This window comes from Rhodococcus sp. H29-C3 (assembly GCF_030063405.1).
Lineage (GTDB): Bacteria > Actinomycetota > Actinomycetes > Mycobacteriales > Mycobacteriaceae > Rhodococcoides.
Genome location: NZ_JASITC010000002.1, coordinates 674,700 through 695,224, shown reverse-complemented (window position 1 = coordinate 695,224; position 20,525 = coordinate 674,700). Strand labels below are relative to the sequence as shown.

The following is a 20,525-nucleotide window of genomic DNA, read 5'->3' as shown; positions in this document are numbered from 1 at the left end:
ATCGAAGCCCACGTCGTGCCTAGGAACGGGCCACCGACGGGAGTACCGTTGAGCGGGTGACTATCCGTCTCGGTTATCAGATGCCCAATTTCAGCTACTCAGGCTCCGTCGCAGAGCTGTTCCCCAAGGTGATCGCGCAAGCGCGCGAAGCCGAAGCAGCAGGATTCGACACCGCGTTCGTCATGGACCACTTTTATCAACTACCTGGAATCGGTAAGCCCGACGAGCCGATGCTCGAGGCGTACTCGGCGCTGTCGGCTCTGGCCACCGCCACCGAAACGATCCAGCTCTCGGCCCTCGTCACCGGAAACACGTACCGCAACCCGGCAATCTTGGCGAAGACCGTCACCACGCTCGACGTCGTGAGCGGAGGCCGCGCGATCCTGGGAATCGGAGCCGGCTGGTACGAGCTCGAACACCAGAGCTTCGGCCTGGAGTTCGGTACTTTCACCGATCGATTCGAGCGTCTCGACGAGGCACTGCAGATCATCGAGCCGATGCTCCGCGGGCAACGGCCGAGCTTCGACGGGTTGTGGTACCAGGTCGAGAACGCCATCAACGAGCCACGTATGCGCGACGATCTGCCCATCATGCTCGGTGGAGGCGGAGAAAAGAAGACCTTCGGTCTCGCTGCCCAATTCGCCGATCATCTCAACATCATCTGCGACGCAAGCGAATTGCCCCGCAAGATGAAGGCAGTCGAAGCTCGGTGCGAAGAGGTAGACCGTGATCCGAAGGATCTCGAGACGAGTTTCCTGGCCTTCGTCATCCTCGACGAGGACGGTGACAAAGCGCGCAAGCTGCAAAGCGACTACTTGTTGTCGAACGGAGTCGACTTGTCCAACCTCTCCGACACCGACAAGGCGGCAGCAACCGACCGCCAGTTCTGCGGCACACCCGACGACGTCGCCGAACAGGTGCAGACGCGTGTACTCGATCAGGGTATCGACGGCATCATCATCAACTTGATCACCAACGGACACGAGCCCGGCATCGTCGAACTCGCAGGTAAGACACTGCGCCCGCTCGTGTAATTCGAACCGACTTCAGCTTTGGCACGGGGGAACGTTGCGTGGGATAGTTCCCCTGTGGCTCAGCTGACAATGAACGGGCACAGGGTGCTCGTTGCGAATCTACTTCAGGGATCACCGCAGGGCGATTCGTTACGTGCGATGTCCGGTTCCATGGTTGCGTACGAGGGTGACGTCGCCTTCAAGAGCGCAGGAATGGGCGGAGGCGGTGGACTACGCGCGGCTCTGAAGCAGAAGGCAACCGGTGAATCTCTTTCTCTCATGGAGGTTTCCGGCAAGGGCACGGTGTACTTCGCCGTCGACGCTCAGGACATCACGATCGTCGAACTCGCGAACGACACCATGCACGTAGAGGCATCGCAGCTGCTCGCGCTGACCGGCCAATTAAAGACCGAGGTCAAGTTCGCCGGCCTCCGCGGAGCATCCTCGGGCCAGGGCCTGTTCACGACCGTCGTCAGCGGTTCGGGTTCGGTGGCCTTACTCTCGGCAGGCGGACCCTTGATCGCGCTCGCCGTCGACCCGACGTATCCGCTCGTCGTCGATCCAGATTCCTTTGTGGCACATCGTGGCCGGCTCAACCAGAGTTTCGTCACCGACGTCACCTGGCGATCCGCCGTCGGTGGTGGGAGCGGTGAAGCCTTCTCGCTCCGTTTCGACGGCCAAGGCGTCGTCTACATCCAACCCGAGGAACGCTGACATGCCGCTCGAGCTCGTCAACAGCAAAGTCGTCAAATCCCCTTTGGCGGCCGGGCAGAACGTCTTGGCTCGTAAGGGTTCGATGCTGTATTACACCGGTGACGTCCACTTCATTCCACATTCGATGGGTGGGAGCAGCGGCGTCGCAGGAATGGCCGGACGAATGATGTCGGGCGAACATGTTGCCATGATGGCCGCCGAGGGCCAGGGCGAGGTGTTCTACGGCCACGCCGGCTTGTACGTGGAAGTGATTCACCTCGACGGATCGTCGATGCTCACCGTCGAGGCAGACCGGCTGCTGGCCCACGACGGCTATTTGTCGAGTTCCATTGTCTCCCTTGGCTCTCAGGGCGGCGCAGTGCGGGGTGCCGTCCGGGGTGCGATGACCGGGCAGGGACTGTTCACGACGCAACTTACCGGCCAGGGCAGCGTCGCAGTTCTGTCACACGGTGGAGCGATCGCGCTGCAGATCGGTCCGGAGCACCCCCAGGTCGTCGTGGATCCACAGGCTTATGTCTGCCACCTCGGCAACATCACCGTCGACATCTCGGCGAACGTCGGCTGGCGTGACGCGGTAGGGCGTGGCAGCGGCGAGGCCGTTCAGCTGAAGATGACCGGCACGGGCACCGTATGGGTCCAGGCCTCCGAGAAGAAGTTCTGAGGGCAAGTATGACCATCGAGATTCACACCCCCCATACACTGCCCATCGATGACAACGTCCCCGGTAACGATTACGCGTTCTGCGTCGAACTCGCCGGCCAACCCTGGTTCACATCCAAGGGCGCGATGATTGCGTACTACGGCAATATTCGATTCGAGCCACTCGGTCAGACGTCGATGCCTGCCATCGTTGCCGCTCGATTCTCCTCGCCGCTGTATTCCAACGACTGGGTGCTCGCGCAGGGACAGGGCAAGTTGATCCTCGGCGACCGTGGATTCAACATCAATAGCTACGACCTCGACGACGGCAACCTGACCATCCGAGCCTCGAACCTCCTCGCCTTCGAACCAACGCTCGATCTGAAGCAGTCGATCGTCCCCGGATTCCTGACGCTGCTGGGCACGGGCAAGTTCCTGGCGTCGTCCAACGGGCCTGTCATGTTCGCCGAGCCGCCGTTGCGCATCGACCCCGAAGCACTGGTCGGCTGGGCCGATTGCCCGTCGCCGTCGCACCACTTCGACGCCGGGTGGATGCAGAACTTTCTGGGCGCCGCTCGCGGATTCCTCGGGGCCAACACCGGCGAAGAGCGTCAGTTCGACTTCACGGGCGCAGGAACAGTGCTCATTCAATCCAGTGAGAAGGTTCTCGACGACGGCCACCTGCTGCGCCACATCGAGTCGCAGACCGTCTCGCTCGGACAGGACAGCTTGCGGACGCTGCACGGCACAATCGGTTCGCGATTGCAGTAGCACCGACTCGACTCGAAAGCGCACTATGGAGTGATGACAAACAACGGACCCTTCGGCGTCGACCCCGAGGACTTCGATCGCTTCGCCAAAGAAGCGAGCGAAGGACTCCGCGAGGTCGTCGATCAGGTAGGCAAGTTCATCGGGCAATCCGGCGCAGGCGGTTCTTGGGGCGCGTTCTTCGGAGACACATCGGCACCGAAGAAGCCGGAGCAGGCTCCTGCTCCGGAAACCACCGGCGAGACCAGCGATGGTGTCTGGGCGATCTACACCGTCGACTCCGACGGCTCTGCGCACATCGACCAGCTGTACGCGACCGAACTGGATGCATTGCGCGCACACAAAGACAATGTGGATCCGGCCAGACGCGTCCGCTTCCTGCCCTACGGCGTCAGCGTCAGCGTGCTCGAAGTCTAGATTCCACCGCATCGGCCGCATGGGCACTTCGGTCCGACGACTCGAACGGTCTCGGGTACCCGGTCGGCATTGGGCTGCATCACTCGCGGGACACGGGAAAGAACATCATTGGGATGCGATATCCACTGCCATGGATCAGCGTCGACACCGTTTTCTCGCAGCCACGAAGAGTAGGTGCTCCTGTACCGCCTCCCGCTTTCGGATTCACGAATGTGCACGAGCACCTCGCCCAGGTCTTCCGCATATCCGTCCCAGGCGACGTAGGTCGGCGAAAGTTGCACGGCCGGAACGCTGTATCGCCTGCCCAGAACAGGCGCCGCCAACCCACCGATGTCGTAGAGCAGTATGTCCGGCCTGTTGTCGTCGTAGAAATCGGTAAGAACAGGGAACGCATAGATGGCCTCGTCGAGAAATACTCGCATCGCCGACGCCGGGCCCTCGGGCCAATTCTCTTCCCCCTGAGGCAAGATCGAGGTGAATGAAACAAGCTCGACGCCAGCGGGTTCGACGAGTTCGGCCACCGTGTCGCCGACCGCATACGTGACTCGGTGCCCCCCTCGCACGAGTTCGGCGACGAGGCCGAGTGAGGGATAGATGTGACTAGGGGCCGTGCAACCGATCATGCCGATGTGCATGGGTGTCAGATTAGAACTGCAGTGCGCAGGCACGCCAACGGTTTTCTTTCGGATGGTCATGTAGTCGAATCGGGCCACAATAATCTCAGTGCTCGGCGTCGGCCCGCTCGCGTATCGTCCCCAGTGTGAGTTTTCTGCAGCCGGTAACCCTGTCGAACGACATCGTGACGCTCGAGCCGCTGAGCCACGATCATCTCGAAGGATTGTGCGACGCCGCCCGTGACGGTGAGCTGTGGAACCTCTGGTACACCTCGGTTCCGCCCCCCGACGATATGGCCGCAGAGATCGATCGACGATTGGGCTTGCAGCAGACGGGGTCGATGTTGCCGTTCACCCTGCGACAAAACGACACTGGCCAGATCCTCGGCATGACGACGTACATGAATGCCGATGCGGCGCACCGACGGGTAGAGATCGGGTCCACCTGGAACGCTGCATCTGCGCACCGCAGCGGGACGAACGCGGCGAGCAAGCTTCTACTTCTCGGCCACGCGTTCGATGAATTGGATTGCATTGCAGTCGAATTCCGGACGCACTGGATGAATCTCCAGTCACGAACGGCGATTGCGCGACTCGGGGCCAAACAGGATGGGGTTCTCCGCAACCACACCCGCATGCCAGATGGGTCGCTCCGCGACACAGTGGTGTTCTCGATCATCGAGTCGGAGTGGCCCGCCGTACGAAACGAACTCGACCGCCGGCTCACGCACCGTCGCGGCCCCGCGCGGTAGGTTTGCCAGTAGCGTCGGCCGGCGCGCACGGGTTCGATCGAAAGTACTGATAGCAGCATGCGGGTTGACGGGCGCGACATACCGGTGACGGGCAGCCTGCTGCAACCGCTGGTACGACGCACCAGTGACATCATGCGGGTCGTTCTGGCACTGCTCCTGCTGTCCACGGTCATCGCCGGTTCGCTCATCACTCGAAATCAATGGGACGCGCTGGAGAACTCGGTCTCGAACATCGTCGGGGTGCTCAGTCCGGACAAGTCGAATCTGGTGTACGTGCTGTACGGCGTGGCGATCTTGGCGCTGCCGTTCGGAATTCTGATCGGACTGATCGCCGGCCGGGAATGGAAGCTACTGGCCGGGTACGGCGCGGCTGGGCTGCTCGCCGGTCTGGCGTTGTCGATTACCGGGAGTGGAATCTCGACGCCCGCCTGGCACCTCGAAGTCCCCGATCGACTCGACACATTTCTTTCCCAGTTCCTGGACGATCCTCGCTGGATCGGCATGCTCGCCGCGGTGCTCACCGTGTCCGGGCCGTGGCTACCGAAGCGCTGGCGTCGCGTCTGGTGGTTCCTGCTCCTGGCATTCGTTCCGATCCACCTGTTCGTCAGCACTGTCGTGCCCGCCCGCTCGCTGCTGGGTCTGTCGGTGGGCTGGCTCATCGGCGCATTGATCGTGCTGGTCGTCGGAACACCAGCCCTCGAAGTGCCGCTCGACGACGCGGTACGTCTGTTGTCCAAGCGCGGGCACATCGTCAACTCATTGCGCGTGGTGAAACCTGCAGGCCCGGGGCCCCTCGTCCTGTCGGCGTCGACAGGGGGTACGGAACCAGATCTTATGGTCGAAATGTACGGGCAGAATCAGCGCAGCGGAGGTGCATTGCGCCAACTGTGGAGATGGTTGTCCTTCCGCAGCGCAGAGTTCGTTCCATTGCATGGCTCACTGCACCGAGCCGTCGAGCACCGGGCGTTGATGGGCATAGCGATCGGGAACCTGTCCATCGCGAGCAGCCGCCCGCTGGCAGTATCGGCACTCGAACGTGGGTGGGCGATGTATGCACATACCGCGCCCATCGGAGTTCCCGTCGACGACACCTCCCCGGACACCCTGGTCAACAGCATCTGGAAGGGACTGCAGACTCTGCACGGGTTCCAGATCTCCCATGGCGACCTACGCACCGCAGAGATCAGAAACGACGACGGTAAAGCACTATTCGGCGGATTCGCGAACGCCGAACTAGGCGCAACCGACGCGCAGATGCAGTCCGACATTGCGCAGTTGCTGATCACCACTGCTGCGCTGTTCGGTAAGGAACACGCCGTGCGCAGTGCCATCGAGGCCGTCGATGCCGACACTGTTCTCGCGGCATCGGGCAGGCTGACGAAATCGGCGGTACCCAAACGCGTCCGCGGATCGGTTCCCGACGGCAACGAGGTCATGAAGGCCGTACGTGACGAGGTCGCGAAACAGACGGGTGCCGACAGGATCAAGGCCGAGCAGGTCACCCGATTCTCGCGGAGTCAGATCATTCAGCTCGTCCTGCTGATCGGCCTCGTCTACGTCGCCTACCCGTTCATCAGCGCGGTGCCCACATTTCTGACAGAGCTGCAGTCGGTGAACTGGTGGTGGGCGCTACTCGGACTCGTTGTATCGGCGTTGACCTACGTCGGCGCTGCCGCAGCATTGTGGGCATGCGCTTCGGGCTTGGTGAGTTTCCGCAACCTGACGATCATGCAGCTCGCCAATACTTTTGCAGCGACGACGACCCCTGCAGGTGTCGGCGGCCTCGCACTGAGCGTGCGTTTTCTGCAGAAGGGTGGCCTCGGCGCCGTTCGAGCGACAGCCGCAGTTGCTCTGCAACAGTCCGTTCAGGTGATCACCCACGTCGGATTGTTGATCCTCTTCACCTTTGCTGCCGGCACGTCGGCGGATCTGGCGCATTTCGTGCCCGACCCGACTGTTCTGTACCTCATCGCCGGGGTTGCACTCGGCGCCGTGGGCACCTTGCTGTTCGTACCGAAACTACGCCGATGGCTGCGGAACGACGTACGCCCACAGCTCAAGGAACTGTTCGGCGAACTCGGCGAACTCGCGCGCGATCCGAAACGCTTCTCGATCATCGTACTCGGTTGTGCTGCAACTACTCTCGGAGCTGCACTAGCGCTTTGGGCGAGCATCGAGGCATTCGGGGGTGGGACCACGTTCATCACGGTGACCGTCGTCACAATGATCGGGGGAACGTTGGCGTCGGCGGCCCCGACACCGGGCGGGGTCGGGGCCGTCGAAGCAGCCCTGATCGGCGGCCTCGCGGCATTCGGCCTTCCCGCCAGCATCGCCGTTCCATCCGTACTGCTCTACCGGGTGCTCACGTGTTGGCTACCGGTGTTCTGCGGTTGGCCGACGCTTCGATGGCTGACCGAAAAGGACATGGTCTGATACAGCGTCTCGTATGCACCATCCCGGCGGTCACTCACGATGCATTGCCCCAGGGAAACCCGTCGTGCATACACTTTCGCCAGCCGTAACCGGCAGCTGGATTCGGTTTCAGCCGTCGAGCAGCCCACTCACTGGTACCGTTCCTTGGCAGGGTCGGGGACCTGAGAATACGAACGATCGGCCGTTACATGGACAAGAAAGTTCTCGAGTACCGGCAGGTCCCGCATGAAAGGCTGTCGATCGGTGACCGGCAAGCTCGCGTTCCACGAAGAGTCCCCTGACTACTGGGCTTTACGCACAAAGGACGCCAACCCAGCGGACGCCAACCCAGTAAATACCGATGCAGTGCACTCTCGTGCGCTCGAACCTCGGGCACTGAAGGCTACTGACAATTCGTTCCGGGTTCGCCCTCCGAACAGTGAGCGGTCGGCCAAGGCCCTCATCGGTTCACTGACATTGTCGTTCGGACTGTCCGGAATCCTGCTGGTTCCATCGGGGCAGTTGGCCCTTCCCGCAGCAATCTTCTTATCACTCGCCTGTGCGAGTACGGTCCCCGTCGCACTCCGCTGGTTTCTCGGACCATGGCCTCGTCCGATCCTGATCAAAGCGTTCATCATCTGGGCCGACCTCGGGATCCTGGCGGTGATGCTGTTACCCAACTCGCCGTTGCTCGCGATGTCGAGTTCGGCTATGTTCGCCATCGTCGCTCTCTTCGCCATCATCGGGACGTCGTCGAGGGTGCTCGGCATCCATCTCACGTGTGCTGTCACAGCGCTGTTGCTCACCGCTGGAATGGCGATACTCGACGGGGCCGACCCCTGGGCGGTTTCCTCGCGCGCCGTCACCGTTGCTTCGATGTTCGTGATGCCGTTCGCTCTTCGTCCTTACATTCGCTATCTCCGCGAACGCGCAGCCGGAGCTTTGAGGGATCCGTTGACCGGGCTGTGGAACCGTCGTGGATTGTTCCATGCTGTGGGCTACCTCAACACCCTCAACGCCTCGCCGATACACGAGATGCGCTACATCGGCGTGGTAGTGATCGACATCGACAGGTTCAAGGCCATCAATGCCCGATTCGGGCACCCCTCGGGCGATGCGGTGTTGACGGAGGTTGCGAGCCGGTTGCTACACGCTGCGTCCGCCGATGCGGTGGTGTCACGGCTGGGCGGCGACCAGTTCGTGTGTGTACACATCGGCAGCCGCAACAAGGTCGACGGTGCCGAGACTCGGATCCGCGCGAGACTCGAAGAATCGTTCAGCGGGCCGCCGTTCACCACCAGTATCGGATCGGCCGGCGACAGCCTGATCTGCGGAGACAGCACGGACGCACCCATGCGGCGGTTGATTGCACTGGCCGATATCGAGATGTACCGCGAGAAAGCAGATCCGGCTGCGGCGGCCAACCACCTTCGCTTGGATCCTCTCGGCATACGGGATCGAATCGACGCGCTCATCGACTCCGGTGGACCCTCGATCGTGTTCCAGCCGATCTGCGACACCGTCACCCGAGCCGTGGTGGGGTACGAGGCACTTTCCCGCTTCCCGTTCGGTCACGGTTCGCCGTACATCTGGTTTCGCGACGCGACATGTACCGGTGTCGGTTCGCGTCTCGAACTCGCTGCGATCGATACGGCACTACGCGCAATGGCGGGCCTTCCCGCCGATGCGTTCGTCTCGGTCAACGCCTCGGCCGAAACCATCCGGACGACCGACATGCTGGCCCGCCTGCGACCACACATAGGCACGCGCACAATATATTTGGAAATAACCGAGCATGAACGGGTCGACGACTACCGTGCTGTCGCCCGGTCCGTCGAAGACCTCAGGGCCGCCGGCGTCAAAATATCCGTCGACGATGTCGGAGCAGGATTCGCCGGACTCCGCCAAGTCGTCGAACTCAAACCTGACACGCTGAAACTGGACTATTCACTCGTCCACGGCGTGGACCTGGATCCGACTCGCAGGGCGGCCGTGGCGTCGCTCACCGCGTTCGCACGAGAAGTCGGCGCGACGCTGATCATGGAGGGTGTCGAGACCGACGGCGAACTGCGCGTCGCCGTCGAACTCGGCATCGACATGGTGCAGGGCTATCTCACCGGCCGACCGGCATCGGTCGAACCACCGGACTCGAGCAACTACCTAGACTGAGTCCGCGATCGTGTACTTCGTCAGACTCGGGGCGCCGGCAAGAAGTGGGGCCAGGTCGGCAATCTTGCCTGGACCGGCGCGGAAATCGCGGTACTTCGCGTCCGCTTCGGCGGAATCCCAGCGCTCGTACGCGATCCAGTGCGTCGGGTCGGCTTCGTCGACGAGAACGTCGACGCCTAGACATCCGTCGAATGCCCTCGTCTCGGCGAGCACACGGGTGAGAACGACCTTCGCGTCGTCGAGTGCTTCCGGCTTGAACTTCAGATCGAGCAGGGCGATGAGCGCCATTCGGTTCTCCCAAATCGACAGTAAAAACGTATGAGCTTCGAACTACTTCCCCAGCCTACCGATCGCTCATACGACATCCCGTAGGACTTTCGCGTCACCGCTGAAACTCCGCACCCTCTCATCGAGCCATACCTGCGCAGGCACTCCTCCGCCGAGCAGTTCACGAGCCAATGCCGGGTCCTCACCGATCGGTGCATCGCTACCGGCGATGACGACGTTCCCGTAACGGCGCCCCTTCAACATCGCCGGATCCGCGATGATCACCGTGTGCGGAAAGACCTGTCCGATAGTGGCAGCCTCGCGACGGGTTCTCGTCAGGTCACGGGTGTCGCCGCAGTTGACGACATAGATGCCGCGCGGGGCGAGTACGCGTCGCACATGCTCGGTGAATTCCAGAGTCGACAGCGGTTCCGGCGTCGCACTTCCGGCAAAAACGTCGCGGACGATCACATCTCGACTGTCCTCGGTCAGCGTCTCGGTCACCGCACGAGCCTCACCGACTCTGATACGCAGCATCGGCGCGCGGGGGAGGTCGAACCATTCGCGTACCAACTCGGCCAGCTTGCCGTCCAGCTCGACGACAACCTGCCTTGCATCGGGATACTCCGCAGCGAAATAGCGTGCGAGAGTGCAGGCACCACCACCGAGATGCAAAGTGCGCAGCTTGGAGCTCGAAAATGCATGGTAGCGAACAAGTCCCGCCATCCAACGCATGTACTCGAAATCTAGTTGCGACGGGTCGTCCATATCGATGTGCGAACTCGGCACACCGTTGACATGCACCATCCAGCCGTCCGCGGTCAGAGTGTCGCGCACCAGTTCACAAGTGCCGGTGTCGATGTCGTAGACCCCAGCCTTCGGCCCTGTCTGTTTTTCCGGCCGTGTCTTCTTATTGGCCATGCCCTGCCTTCTTCTCGAAAATACTGCCTGCAGTCACGTCCCCCACCACGCGTACCGCCCTGTCATGGATGCCGTCGATGTCACCGGGGAATCCGAGAACGCGGACCGCGGCGGTTGCAATGAGCGGAGCGTGATGCAGACCCGCCGAGCCTCGACCGTTTTCCGAATCGGCACGGCCGTTCACTATCGTCTCGACAAGTCGAAACGGTAGCTCTTCGGTGCCGGTGGGCACGTCGGACTCGAGCTCCAGCACGACCCCACCAGCGATGGTGGCATACAGATTCATCAGCGTGAAGCGGCTTTCCCTGAACGAGCCGAACCGATCGGTCCGAAGCTCGGGCAACAGATAGAGCGCACCGAGGTTCCAACGGGAACGGCTGAGCTGATCGGCATCGAACCAGGCCATCGCGTACATCTTCACTACCGCCGACTCCTCCACACCCTGAATGCCCTGTCCGACGGCGAGTGGCTCGTCGACGGTCCCGCTGAGCAGCGAATCGAGGATGTCGTCCTTGTTCGAGAAGTGGTGATAAAGCGAGGCCTGCCGCAGTCCAACAGCGTCGGCGATCATGCGTGTCGAGGTGTTGGTGTACCCACGGGTGGTGAAGAGCTCGGCGGACGCGTCGAGTATTTCTTCACGGGCGGTGTCACCCGGACGTTTCTTGGTGGCAAGCCTCGGCCTCCCGGCACCGGTAACGGACATAGGTCCATCCTGTCAGCAATCCGCGCCCGTGAGATTCCTGTCATCTGATCGAAATAGACGAAACAAACTCGTTTCACATCGGTCACCAGCCGGGCACAACGGCGCGGAAAACTATCAACTGACAGAAACCGCACCGGCACTCCCGTACCTGTCGACGCAGACGGGCGGTCCTTCTCACCTCTTGTACGGAGACAAAGACATGAGCTCGACTACTCTGCCCTCGCCCGGGGAAAAGGCACCGCCGTTCGGCACCGACCACGTGGACCTCGCCGAACTCGGGTACGACCAGCAACTGCATCGCAGTCTCGGCAAGTACGCGTCGTTCGCCGCCGGTTTCTCGTTCGTATCGATCCTGACCACAATCTTCCAGCTCTTTGGCCTCGGCTTCAGTTTCGGCGGCCCGGCATTCTTCTTCACCTGGCCGATGGTGTTTCTGGGCCAGTTCATGGTCGCACTCAACTTCGCCGAACTCGCTGCGCGATATCCCATTTCAGGCGCCATCTACCAATGGTCGAGGCGCATGGGCGGTGAAATTGTCGGATGGTTCGCCGGATGGTTCATGATCATCGCGCAGATCGTCACAGCCTCGGCCGCGGCAATTGCGCTGCAAGTAGTCCTGCCCAGCATCTGGAGCGGATTCCAGTTCGTCGGGGAAGACACCGCACTGACCTCGGCCGACGGCGCCGCCAATGCCGTCATTCTCGGCTCGATACTCCTGGTCCTCACCACTACGATCAACTGCATCGGCGTCAATTGGATGTCGCGGATCAACAGCATCGGTGTCACCTGCGAGATCGTCGGCGTCATCGCGCTCGTTCTCGTCTTCTTCACGCACGCCGAACGCGGACCTCAGGTCGTTTTCGACACCGGCGCTCCCGGCGCCGATCCCGGATACATCTGGGCCTGGATCGTTTCCGGACTCATGGCCGCATACGTCATGGTCGGCTTCGGCTCGGCCGGCGAACTTGCCGAGGAGACACACAATCCACGACGCGTGGCACCTCGCACGATCCGGCTCGCACTCTCCGCATCCGCTCTCGGCGGAGGCCTGATGATCGTCGGCGCATTGATGGCCGCGCCTTCTCTCACCGACGGCAACCTTGCGACGCAGGGACTTCCGTACGTCATCGACTCCATCCTCAGCTCCCCGTGGGGCACGGTACTGCTGATCGACGTGGCAATCGCCGTCTTCATCTGCACCCTCGCGATCCAGACAGCAGCATCGCGGCTGATGTTCTCAATGGCTCGTGACGGCCGCCTACCCGCGTCGGCCATTCTGTCGAAAGTCAACTCCCGCACCGGCACCCCGATCGCGCCGTCGGTCCTGATCGGATTCGCTTGTGTAGCAATCCTTGCCGTCAACGTAGGAAACTCGGCGATCTTCACCACCTTGTCGAGCGTCTGCATCGTCCTGATCTACCTGGCCTACTTGATGGTGACCGTGCCACTGCTGATGCAACGCCTCAAAGGATGGCCTCACGGCGGTCGCCAGGCACAGCCCATCTCGCCAGAGTCCGCGTCCGCCGACCCAGAGGAGAGCCCAGGGGAGAACTCGAAGGACAAGCTCTTCGCCCTCGGCCGGTTCGGCATCCCGGTGAATATCGCCGCCGTGCTCTACGGCGGGCTGATGGTGATCAATCTCTCCTGGCCACGCGCCGAAATCTTCAATCCCACCGGCGAATTCCCGCTTCTGCAGTGGGCAGCACCGCTCACGGTGATCGCGGTGGTGCTGGCCGGAATCGCCTGCCTACCGCGCGGCAAAGCACACCCCAAGCCAGTCACGATCGGAGCCTGAAGACATGAGCACCGCAACCACTCTCGCCGCAAAGGAACATGCTCGGAGCCAGGCAGAGAAAGTCTTCGTCCCGACTGCCCCGGACGGCGTCACCGAACTCACCTGGGCCGAATCGGTACCCGGCGGTAGCTACTCCACCAGGGTTCTCGCCCGCGGCACCCGAGTACGGCTGCGCGACGTCGACGGTGCCGCATGCGCCAACCTGCTGCTGTACCGCGCGGACGCCCCGTGGGAGCGTCTCAATGCCGCGGACACCGTCAAGGTTCCGTGGAACGCGTACCTCGGAATCGGGCATCCACTGCTCTCCGATCAGGGGCGCGTGCTCGCCACGATCATCGCGGATAGTTCGTCCCGGCACGACGCACTGTGCGGTACAACATCTCTGACCACCAATCGCAACAAGTACGGTGACGGATCGTTGCACGGGGCATCGCCTGCCGGTCGTGAACTGTTCACGGTGGCAGCTGCCAAGAACGGCCTTCAACCACGCGACCTACCACCGTCGATCTCGTTCTTCCACGGGGTTCGCGTCGAAGCCGACGGACACCTGCACTCGACCGGCAATGCGGGACGCGGCACCGAAGTGGACCTACTGATTCACCTGCCGGTGCTCGTGCTGCTGGCCAACACCGCGCACCCGCTCGATCCGTCGCGGAGTTTCGATACAACGGCGCTCCAGGTTCTTGCCTGGCAGGCACCGGGAGAACTCGACGACCTACCCAACTCCGACCCCGAGTATCTGCGCGCTGTTGTCAACACCGAAGACGCTTGGAACGCCATACACGCGAAAGGCGCACGATGACAATCACTCTCGAATCAGGCACGGTAGTGCTGGACCAGATCGCCGACGCCTTCGGCCCATGGTCTGCCGTCGTGAAGGCCGGAGACCTGCTGACCATTGTCGATCTGTACGGCAACCAGGCCGTCGACACATTGGTCTACGCGGCCCACGATCACACCATCCGCTATAGCGCGGCCGCAACCGTGGTCGCGCAGCAGAATCTCTTTCTCACCACTGGCAGCGTGCTGCGCAGCGATGACTCGACAGCGTTGATGACGATCGTCGCCGACGAAGTGGGCAATCACGACACGGTCGGCGGAGCCTGCTCGCAAGAGTCGAACACTCTGCGGTACGGGCATCACACGCAGCATCAACACGCATGCGTCGAGAACTTCCTGGCCGAAGGCTCCAAGTGGGGCCTGGACAAGCGGGATCTGGTGTCCAACATCAACTTCTTCATGAACGTGCCAGTCGACGCCGATGGAACACTCGGAATCGTCGACGGCCTGTCGGCACCCGGCAAATCGTTGACGTTGCGCGCCGAGATCGACACCCTGGTACTGGTCTCGAACTGCCCGCAAATCAACAACCCGTGCAACGGATTCGACCCCACCGCAGTCCGCATGATCGTGACCCGACCATGATCTCGACCGACACCACGCGAGCAAAGATGACGGTACTGCGGCCCGGGATGCTGACCACGGTTCAGGACTGGCCCGGACGCATCGGATACTGGAGGGTCGGGGTGCCACCGTCAGGGCCGATGGACGACCTGTCGTTCCGCCTCGGCAACGTCGCCCTCGGCAACCCGGAGGGCGCACCGGGACTCGAATCTGCCATGGCTGGACCAGCATTGACCTTCGACGCAGATACCTGGGTGTGCGTCACCGGTGCGGAGGCTCGGGTCCGCGTCGACGGTGTCGACGTCGCGCAGTGGCGTCCGGTATTGGTGCCCGCCACTGCGACGCTCGATGTAGGGGCGACAACCGGGGCCGGCTTGCGCGTGTACGTGCTCATCCAAGGCGTCATCGACGTCGAGCCGTACCTGGGCAGTGCATCGACGTTCACGCTCGGCAAATTCGGTGGACATCGCGGGGGAACTCTCTGCGAGGGAGACATTCTGGAGATTTCTACACCGCCCGATGCCGCCGACCGCATTACGTGCATTCCTTCCGAACACCGACCGGCATTGACGACGAGGTGGTGCATCGCCGTCACCGAGGGACCGCACGGGGCACCGGAATTCTTCACGCGGGCAGACATGGACACGTTGTTCGCCACCGACTACGAGGTGCACTTCAACTCCGACCGCACCGGCGTCCGACTCATCGGGCCGAAACCGGAGTGGGCACGTACGGACGGCGGCGAGGCGGGGCTTCACCCGTCGAACATTCATGACAATGCTTATTCGGTCGGCGCTCTCGACTTCACCGGCGACACACCGATTCTGCTCGGCCCGGACGGCCCCAGCCTCGGTGGCTTCGTTTGCCCGGTCACCGTCGTCGCGGCCGAAAGGTGGAAACTAGGGCAGCTCAAAGCCGGGGACACGATCCGGTTCGTACCCGTGCGAGCAGCTCACGCGGCTCCGCTCGGTGTGCTCGGTGTCGCACGTCGCGCATCACTGCCGTTCGTCTTCTCGAGCGGAGGCGACGGCGACGACGGCGTCCTTGCCCGGCGTGAGGCAGAGACCTGCGTGACCTACCGCCGCTCGGGAGACGACAACGTGCTCGTGGAGTACGGCGATATGAAACTGGACCTCGCGCTCCGTGCCCGTGCACACGCACTGCACCAGCGCATCGAGGCGATCGCACCGAAGGGATTGCTGGACTTGACGCCCGGTATCCGCTCGCTGCAGGTCAAAGTCGATCCGGACGTTCTTTCGATCGACACGGTGATGGGTCTACTGGCCGAGGTGGAGGACGATCTACCTGCCGCTTCGGAGCTCGTGGTCCCGAGCCGTACCGTTCGGATGCCGTTGTCCTGGGACGACCCGTCGACCCGCGAAGCAATTGCGCGCTACATGCACGGAGTGCGAGCAGATGCACCGTGGTGTCCGTGGAACATCGAGTTCATCCGACGAATGAACGGACTCGATTCCGTCGCAGACGTTTTCGATACCGTCTTCGCGGCCGACTACATGGTTCTCGGTCTCGGCGACGTCTACCTGGGCGCGCCCGTTGCGACTCCGCTCGATCCGCGGCATCGGCTGGTCACCACCAAGTACAACCCGGCGCGGACCTGGACACCGGAGAACGCCGTCGGGATCGGTGGGGCATATCTGTGCATCTACGGCATGGAAGGGCCCGGCGGCTACCAGTTCGTCGGCCGGACCACGCAGGTGTGGAATCACCGCTATCCAGAGCAGTCCGGACCGTTCGAGCGCGAGTCTCCCTGGTTGCTGCGGTTCTTCGATCGAATCTCCTGGTACCCAGTTGAACCCGAGGAGCTGCTGGACCTTCGCGCCGACACCGCAGCCGGACGCGGTGGAGGTGTCGAGATCGTCGACGGGGAATTCTCACTAGCCGAACACGAGCAATTCCTCGCGTCGAACAGTTCCTCGATCGAGAAGTTCCGGGCCTCGCAGGCAGTCGCCTTCGACGCAGAACGCACGGCATGGTCCGCGGCAGGCGAGTTCACGACAAGGGGCAATTCCGATGCAGCAGCATGACATCTCGGAGCGAGTACGGCAGGCGTACAAGCGCATTGCCGAGGTAGACCGTCCCGAAATCTGGATCACCCTACGCAAGGAGGACGACGTACTGGCCGAAGCGGCAACCGTCGACACTGCCCTTCCGCTGGCCGGGTTGCTGGTGGCCGTCAAGGACAACGTCGATGTCGCAGGTATGCCCACCACCGCAGCGTGCCCGGAGTTCGCCTACATCCCCGATCGAACCGCGACGGCTGTAGCGCGACTGGTGGAGCAGGGCGCGCTGGTCCTCGGCAAGACCAATTTGGATCAGTTCGCCACCGGTCTCGTCGGAACGAGGAGTCCGTACGGCGCGGTTCGGTGCGCCTGGGATCAGGATCGGGTGTCCGGTGGATCCAGTTCAGGGTCGGCCGTCGCCGTCGCTCTCGGAATCGCAGACATCGGCATCGGTACCGACACAGCAGGTTCCGGCCGGGTTCCGGCTGCATTCCACGGCCTCGTCGGCGTCAAGACAAGCCCGGGAATCGTCCCGACGACCGGCGTCGTCCCAGCCTGTATCGACTTCGACTGCGTGACAGTACTCGCTGTCGACCTCGAGACCGCGACCCTGGCCACGCAGTTGATGGCCGGTTACGACGACGCCGACCCACGTAGCCGGCGTTGGCCCGCGGACGTGCGGTTGTCTGCAAACGCTGTTCCTCACATCGCCGTTCCGCGAGCAACTGATCTCGAGCAACTTTGCCCAGAGTACCGAGAGGCATTCGATCGCCAGGTGTCTCGTCTGGCAGCACAGGGATTCGCTCACTCCGAGATCGACATTTCACCGTTGCTCGACGCGGCCGCCCTACTGTACGACGGCGCCATCGTCGCCCAACGCTTCTCGGCCGTCGGAGCTTTCGTCGAAAGTAAACGGGCCAGTTGCGATCCGACTGTTGCACAGATCATCCAGAACGCCGCCGAGCCGTCGGCACACCGCTACGTCGACGATATCTCGGTTCTCCAACACACCAAGCGGCTCGCGGTAGCGTTGCTCGACGGGTTCGACGGACTGCTGCTGCCGACTACCACCGAACACCCGACAATTGCTGCGGTTCAAGCTGATCCAGTGTCCATGAACCGCCGGATGGGCACCTACACCAACTTTTGCAACCTGCTGAACATGGCCGCCGTCGCTGTTCCCGGCACCCCCACGAGCAGTGGCGAACCGTTCGGGGTCATGTTCGTCGTACCCGAGTTTCAGGACCAGATCGCCATCGACCTTGCTGCGCGCCTGGTCGGAACACCCTCTCCTTCGCTCGTCACCGACGGCCATGACGTACTCGTTGTCGGTGCACATCTCGAGGGCTTTCCGGTGCACCACCAACTGACCGATCGCGGCGCGCGATACCTCGGCGAAGTCCACACCTCCGACGCGTACCGAATGGTCGACCTGGGAACTACGCCCGCGAAACCGGGCTTGGTGCGCCACCACCGGGGGAAGGGTTCGGCAATTGCCGGCGAACTCTACCGAATGTCCGCCGCCGGACTCGGAACATTCTTGGCCGCTCTGCCCGCACCGATGGGTCTGACGTCGGTCGAGCTGTCCGACGGTCGCTGGGTCACCGGATTCTGCTGCTCGCACGAAGCGGGCGAAGCAGGCATCGACATCACCGAGTTCGGTGGTTGGCGGGCGTACATGGCTTCGGTAAGTGGTGGCTTGCCGGACCGCGCACCCTTTTTGTAAACCGAACGGCCGCGCTCGGAGGCGAATGTAGCGCGCAGCTTTGGAAAAAGGGTGTGCGCTCTCAGCGTGGGCACCCAGGGTCGGCCTAAGGTTGCCAGCCCTCCTCGGACCGTATCGCCGTCATGATGCGCCGACTGATTCCGCCGAGCTGACGCGCCTGAACCTGCGTCAACGGGTCGAAGACGAGCCGGTTGACGACGTCCACGTGCCCGGGGGCTGCCTGGTCGACCTTCGCCGACCCCAACTCGGTCAGGGTGGCCAGGGTGTAGCGGCCGTCCGCAGCGTCGGGAGCGCGTCGTACCCAGTCTTTGGACTCGAGCCGAGCCACTGCACGCGAGAGCCGCGAGAGGGAGCTGTTGGAATAGCTTGCCAACGTGCTCATCCGGAGAGTGCGGTCGGCCGCTTCCGAGAGAGCGAAGAGGATGCCGTACTCGAAGTGGGTCAGGCCTGCGTCGCGTTGGAGCTGTGCGTCGAGAGCGGTGGGCAACCATTCCAGCAGGGTGGCCAGGGCGGCCCACGTCTGGAGGTCTTCGTCGCTGAGTGCTGCTCGCTCGCTGGGGTCCGACATGGGAGCAGACTACTCGATACTGCACCCGATGACTTGACTGAGAAAGTCAATCGTCATAGTTTTACTTGACTGAGAAAGTCATTTAATGCCCGATACGGCATCGATCGAGCGCACCAGGAGAGACATGGATCTGCAGCTGAACGGCAAGTCGGCTTTCGTCAGCGGTTCGACGCAAGGAATCGGCTACGCGATTGCACGAGCTCTCCTCCAGGAGGGAGCGTCGGTTGTCATCAACGGGCGCAGCGAGAGCAAACTCGACGAGGCCGTCCGGCAATTGGGGCTGGAGGTTCCTGGCGCGACGGTGTCCGGGGCCGTTGCAGACTTCGACGATCCGACAGACGTCGGCAAGCTTCTGGAATCTCTCGGCGACATCGACATACTCGTCAACAACGTCGGTCTTTTCGAGCTCGCACCCTTCGAGCAGATCACCGACGAAGAATGGCAACGCTACTTCGACATCAACGTCATGAGCGGGGTCCGGTTGTCGCGGCACGTGTTGGGCAAGATGCTCGCAACCGGATGGGGCCGGATCATCTTCGTCGGCAGCGAATCGGGGGTGAACATTCCAGCCGACATGGTGCACTACGGAGTCACGAAGGCCGGGATGCTCGCGCTGAGCAATGGCCTCGCCAAGCTCACACGCGGAACCGCAGTGACCGTGAACACGATCCTCGGCGGGCCGACCTACTCCGACGGAGTCGCAGACACTGTCACCCAGATCGCTCGGGCTCAGGCAATGCCCGCCGACGACCTCAAGGCTGCCATCATCGGCGGCAATGCTACCTCACTGCTACAGCGGTTCATCGAACCTACCGAGATCGCCAACCTTGCTGTCTACCTGGCAAGTCCACTGTCCGCCGCCACGAATGGTGCAGCACTGCGTGCCGACGGTGGTGTCCTGACGGCCATGGTGTGATGCCACCTCTCCACTCGGGCCGCTGCATTCTCACGCAGGAACAGGGCGAGAGGGATCGGCTGCAAGCCGGACGGCCAACAGCCCGAGAACCGTGCCCGTCACGTAACGCTGCAGCTTGATCCACGACGGCCGCGACGACAGAAACATCGCGATCGATCCTGCAGCAAGCACGATCAAAGCATTGACGGTCAGCCCGACCAGAATCTGTACGCCGCCGAGCGCCAGTCCTTGCATCAGGATCGATCCGGCTGCAGGGTCGATGAACTGCGGAATGATCGAGATGTACATGACCGCCATTTTCGGGTTCAGCAGGTTGGTCAGCAGCCCCATCGTGAACAAACGAGTATTCGAATCATGCTGCAGTCCTGTAACTTCGAACACCGATCGGCTTCCACGCAATGCCGTCCACCCCAGCCAGGCGAGGTAGCAGGCGCCGGCTACCTTGATGACTGTGTAGAGCGTCGGGACAGCAGCGAACATCGCTGCCAGCCCGAGATTGGTCGCCACCACATAGACGACCAACCCCACCCCGACGCCGCCGAGCGAGACGAGTCCAGCGACCCTGCCCTGAGAAATACTGCGCGACACCAAATACACCATGTTGGGACCGGGGGTCAGAACCATCGCCATAGCGACGGCGAACACCCCCGCAGCGGCCGTCATTGTCACCATGGTCCAACAATCGCACCGGGCAACGACGTTGTAT

At 62.3% G+C, this 20,525-nt stretch carries 20 protein-coding genes; 14 read left to right on the top strand and 6 right to left on the bottom strand.

Annotated features, from left to right (window positions below):
- Positions 1-56 precede the first annotated feature (56 nt).
- The 5 genes from QMK32_RS07250 to QMK32_RS07230 all read left to right on the top strand — a co-directional run bounded on the left by QMK32_RS07250 (position 57) and on the right by QMK32_RS07230 (position 3,551).
- Positions 57-1,034: an LLM class F420-dependent oxidoreductase gene (locus QMK32_RS07250; protein WP_269302079.1), complete on the top strand. Its 978-nt coding sequence runs from the start codon at positions 57-59 to the stop codon at positions 1,032-1,034.
- A gap of 69 nt (positions 1,035-1,103) precedes the next feature.
- A complete protein-coding gene (locus QMK32_RS07245) occupies positions 1,104-1,727 on the top strand; it encodes an AIM24 family protein (RefSeq protein ID WP_283474028.1) in 624 nt (207 codons plus the stop codon).
- Between the two features lies 1 nt (position 1,728).
- Positions 1,729-2,388 carry an AIM24 family protein gene (locus QMK32_RS07240; protein WP_283473940.1) on the top strand — a complete coding sequence of 220 codons (660 nt, stop codon included), beginning with the start codon at positions 1,729-1,731 and terminating at the stop codon, positions 2,386-2,388.
- An 8-nt stretch (positions 2,389-2,396) separates the two neighbouring features.
- Positions 2,397-3,137, top strand: coding sequence for an AIM24 family protein (locus QMK32_RS07235; RefSeq protein WP_269302077.1), 741 nt, complete (start codon positions 2,397-2,399; stop codon positions 3,135-3,137).
- A gap of 33 nt (positions 3,138-3,170) precedes the next feature.
- Complete coding sequence (locus QMK32_RS07230) at positions 3,171-3,551, top strand: Rv0313 family protein (protein ID WP_283473935.1); 381 nt, start codon at positions 3,171-3,173, stop codon at positions 3,549-3,551.
- Here the strand turns inward: QMK32_RS07230 and QMK32_RS07225 are convergent.
- The gene (locus tag QMK32_RS07225) at positions 3,548-4,186 is read right to left on the bottom strand and encodes a glycosyltransferase (RefSeq protein ID WP_283473934.1); all 639 of its coding nucleotides are present in this window, start codon (positions 4,184-4,186) and stop codon (positions 3,548-3,550) included. The two genes, QMK32_RS07230 and QMK32_RS07225, sit on opposite strands and share 4 nt — an antisense overlap.
- A gap of 125 nt (positions 4,187-4,311) precedes the next feature.
- Here QMK32_RS07225 and QMK32_RS07220 point away from each other — a divergent pair, with 125 nt between their 5' ends.
- The 3 genes from QMK32_RS07220 (at position 4,312) to QMK32_RS07210 (ending at position 9,498) form a co-directional block, all read left to right on the top strand.
- Positions 4,312-4,917 carry a GNAT family N-acetyltransferase gene (locus tag QMK32_RS07220; protein ID WP_269302074.1) on the top strand — a complete coding sequence of 202 codons (606 nt, stop codon included), beginning with the start codon at positions 4,312-4,314 and terminating at the stop codon, positions 4,915-4,917.
- A gap of 57 nt (positions 4,918-4,974) precedes the next feature.
- On the top strand, positions 4,975-7,350 hold the full coding sequence (locus QMK32_RS07215; protein ID WP_283473932.1) for a lysylphosphatidylglycerol synthase transmembrane domain-containing protein: 2,376 nt from the start codon (positions 4,975-4,977) through the stop codon (positions 7,348-7,350).
- 243 nt (positions 7,351-7,593) lie between these two features.
- Entirely contained in the window at positions 7,594-9,498 is a 1,905-nt protein-coding gene (locus QMK32_RS07210) for an EAL domain-containing protein (protein WP_283473930.1), read from the top strand.
- On the opposite strand, the gene QMK32_RS07205 is transcribed toward QMK32_RS07210, so the two are convergent.
- From QMK32_RS07205 to QMK32_RS07195, 3 genes are all read right to left on the bottom strand, one after another.
- Complete coding sequence (locus tag QMK32_RS07205) at positions 9,490-9,786, bottom strand: putative quinol monooxygenase (protein WP_269302071.1); 297 nt, start codon at positions 9,784-9,786, stop codon at positions 9,490-9,492. The two genes, QMK32_RS07210 and QMK32_RS07205, sit on opposite strands and share 9 nt — an antisense overlap.
- A 66-nt stretch (positions 9,787-9,852) precedes the next feature.
- Positions 9,853-10,686, bottom strand: coding sequence for a spermidine synthase (locus QMK32_RS07200; protein WP_283473928.1), 834 nt, complete (start codon positions 10,684-10,686; stop codon positions 9,853-9,855).
- Positions 10,676-11,389 carry a TetR/AcrR family transcriptional regulator gene (locus QMK32_RS07195; RefSeq protein WP_283473926.1) on the bottom strand — a complete coding sequence of 238 codons (714 nt, stop codon included), beginning with the start codon at positions 11,387-11,389 and terminating at the stop codon, positions 10,676-10,678. The genes QMK32_RS07200 and QMK32_RS07195 overlap by 11 nt, the downstream gene beginning before the upstream one ends.
- 199 nt (positions 11,390-11,588) lie before the next feature.
- Here QMK32_RS07195 and QMK32_RS07190 point away from each other — a divergent pair, with 199 nt between their 5' ends.
- The 5 genes from QMK32_RS07190 to atzF are packed head-to-tail and all read left to right on the top strand — an operon-like array spanning position 11,589 to position 18,335.
- Positions 11,589-13,184 (top strand): amino acid permease, encoded by a 1,596-nt coding sequence (locus tag QMK32_RS07190; RefSeq protein WP_283473925.1) that lies wholly within the window; start codon positions 11,589-11,591, stop codon positions 13,182-13,184.
- Positions 13,185-13,188: 4 nt separating this feature from the next.
- Positions 13,189-13,986 carry an urea amidolyase associated protein UAAP1 gene (locus QMK32_RS07185; RefSeq protein ID WP_283473924.1) on the top strand — a complete coding sequence of 266 codons (798 nt, stop codon included), beginning with the start codon at positions 13,189-13,191 and terminating at the stop codon, positions 13,984-13,986.
- Positions 13,983-14,609, top strand: coding sequence for an urea amidolyase associated protein UAAP2 (locus tag QMK32_RS07180; protein ID WP_283473923.1), 627 nt, complete (start codon positions 13,983-13,985; stop codon positions 14,607-14,609). The genes QMK32_RS07185 and QMK32_RS07180 overlap by 4 nt, the downstream gene beginning before the upstream one ends.
- Positions 14,606-16,633 (top strand): 5-oxoprolinase/urea amidolyase family protein, encoded by a 2,028-nt coding sequence (locus tag QMK32_RS07175; RefSeq protein WP_283473922.1) that lies wholly within the window; start codon positions 14,606-14,608, stop codon positions 16,631-16,633. Before QMK32_RS07180 ends, QMK32_RS07175 begins: the two co-directional genes overlap by 4 nt.
- Complete coding sequence (gene atzF / locus QMK32_RS07170) at positions 16,620-18,335, top strand: allophanate hydrolase (RefSeq protein WP_283473921.1); 1,716 nt, start codon at positions 16,620-16,622, stop codon at positions 18,333-18,335. Before QMK32_RS07175 ends, atzF begins: the two co-directional genes overlap by 14 nt.
- Before the next feature lie 85 nt (positions 18,336-18,420).
- On the opposite strand, the gene QMK32_RS07165 is transcribed toward atzF, so the two are convergent.
- Positions 18,421-18,903, bottom strand: a complete 483-nt coding sequence (locus QMK32_RS07165; protein WP_283473920.1) for a MarR family winged helix-turn-helix transcriptional regulator — start codon at positions 18,901-18,903, stop codon at positions 18,421-18,423.
- A gap of 85 nt (positions 18,904-18,988) precedes the next feature.
- Here QMK32_RS07165 and QMK32_RS07160 point away from each other — a divergent pair, with 85 nt between their 5' ends.
- Positions 18,989-19,819 carry an SDR family NAD(P)-dependent oxidoreductase gene (locus tag QMK32_RS07160; RefSeq protein ID WP_283473919.1) on the top strand — a complete coding sequence of 277 codons (831 nt, stop codon included), beginning with the start codon at positions 18,989-18,991 and terminating at the stop codon, positions 19,817-19,819.
- A 30-nt stretch (positions 19,820-19,849) separates the two neighbouring features.
- Here QMK32_RS07160 and QMK32_RS07155 read toward each other — a convergent pair whose 3' ends face one another.
- Positions 19,850-20,491: a LysE family translocator gene (locus QMK32_RS07155; protein ID WP_283473918.1), complete on the bottom strand. Its 642-nt coding sequence runs from the start codon at positions 20,489-20,491 to the stop codon at positions 19,850-19,852.
- Positions 20,492-20,525 lie beyond the last annotated feature (34 nt).

What these genes read in the sequence shown, in the direction of transcription:
- QMK32_RS07190 (WP_283473925.1), top strand. Translation starts at nt 11,589, where the DNA reads ATGAGCTCGACTACTCTGCCCTCGCCCGGGGAAAAGGCACCGCCGTTC.
- QMK32_RS07180 (WP_283473923.1), top strand. Translation starts at nt 13,983, where the DNA reads ATGACAATCACTCTCGAATCAGGCACGGTAGTGCTGGACCAGATCGCC.
- QMK32_RS07195 (WP_283473926.1), bottom strand. Translation starts at nt 11,389, where the DNA reads ATGTCCGTTACCGGTGCCGGGAGGCCGAGGCTTGCCACCAAGAAACGT.
- QMK32_RS07240 (WP_283473940.1), top strand. Translation starts at nt 1,729, where the DNA reads ATGCCGCTCGAGCTCGTCAACAGCAAAGTCGTCAAATCCCCTTTGGCG.
- QMK32_RS07165 (WP_283473920.1), bottom strand. Translation starts at nt 18,903, where the DNA reads ATGTCGGACCCCAGCGAGCGAGCAGCACTCAGCGACGAAGACCTCCAG.
- QMK32_RS07155 (WP_283473918.1), bottom strand. Translation starts at nt 20,491, where the DNA reads ATGGTGACAATGACGGCCGCTGCGGGGGTGTTCGCCGTCGCTATGGCG.
- QMK32_RS07205 (WP_269302071.1), bottom strand. Translation starts at nt 9,786, where the DNA reads ATGGCGCTCATCGCCCTGCTCGATCTGAAGTTCAAGCCGGAAGCACTC.
- QMK32_RS07225 (WP_283473934.1), bottom strand. Translation starts at nt 4,186, where the DNA reads ATGCACATCGGCATGATCGGTTGCACGGCCCCTAGTCACATCTATCCC.
- QMK32_RS07230 (WP_283473935.1), top strand. Translation starts at nt 3,171, where the DNA reads ATGACAAACAACGGACCCTTCGGCGTCGACCCCGAGGACTTCGATCGC.
- QMK32_RS07200 (WP_283473928.1), bottom strand. Translation starts at nt 10,686, where the DNA reads ATGGCCAATAAGAAGACACGGCCGGAAAAACAGACAGGGCCGAAGGCT.
- QMK32_RS07245 (WP_283474028.1), top strand. Translation starts at nt 1,104, where the DNA reads ATGAACGGGCACAGGGTGCTCGTTGCGAATCTACTTCAGGGATCACCG.
- QMK32_RS07175 (WP_283473922.1), top strand. Translation starts at nt 14,606, where the DNA reads ATGATCTCGACCGACACCACGCGAGCAAAGATGACGGTACTGCGGCCC.
- QMK32_RS07215 (WP_283473932.1), top strand. Translation starts at nt 4,975, where the DNA reads ATGCGGGTTGACGGGCGCGACATACCGGTGACGGGCAGCCTGCTGCAA.
- QMK32_RS07160 (WP_283473919.1), top strand. Translation starts at nt 18,989, where the DNA reads ATGCCCGATACGGCATCGATCGAGCGCACCAGGAGAGACATGGATCTG.
- QMK32_RS07235 (WP_269302077.1), top strand. Translation starts at nt 2,397, where the DNA reads ATGACCATCGAGATTCACACCCCCCATACACTGCCCATCGATGACAAC.
- atzF (WP_283473921.1), top strand. Translation starts at nt 16,620, where the DNA reads ATGCAGCAGCATGACATCTCGGAGCGAGTACGGCAGGCGTACAAGCGC.
- QMK32_RS07185 (WP_283473924.1), top strand. Translation starts at nt 13,189, where the DNA reads ATGAGCACCGCAACCACTCTCGCCGCAAAGGAACATGCTCGGAGCCAG.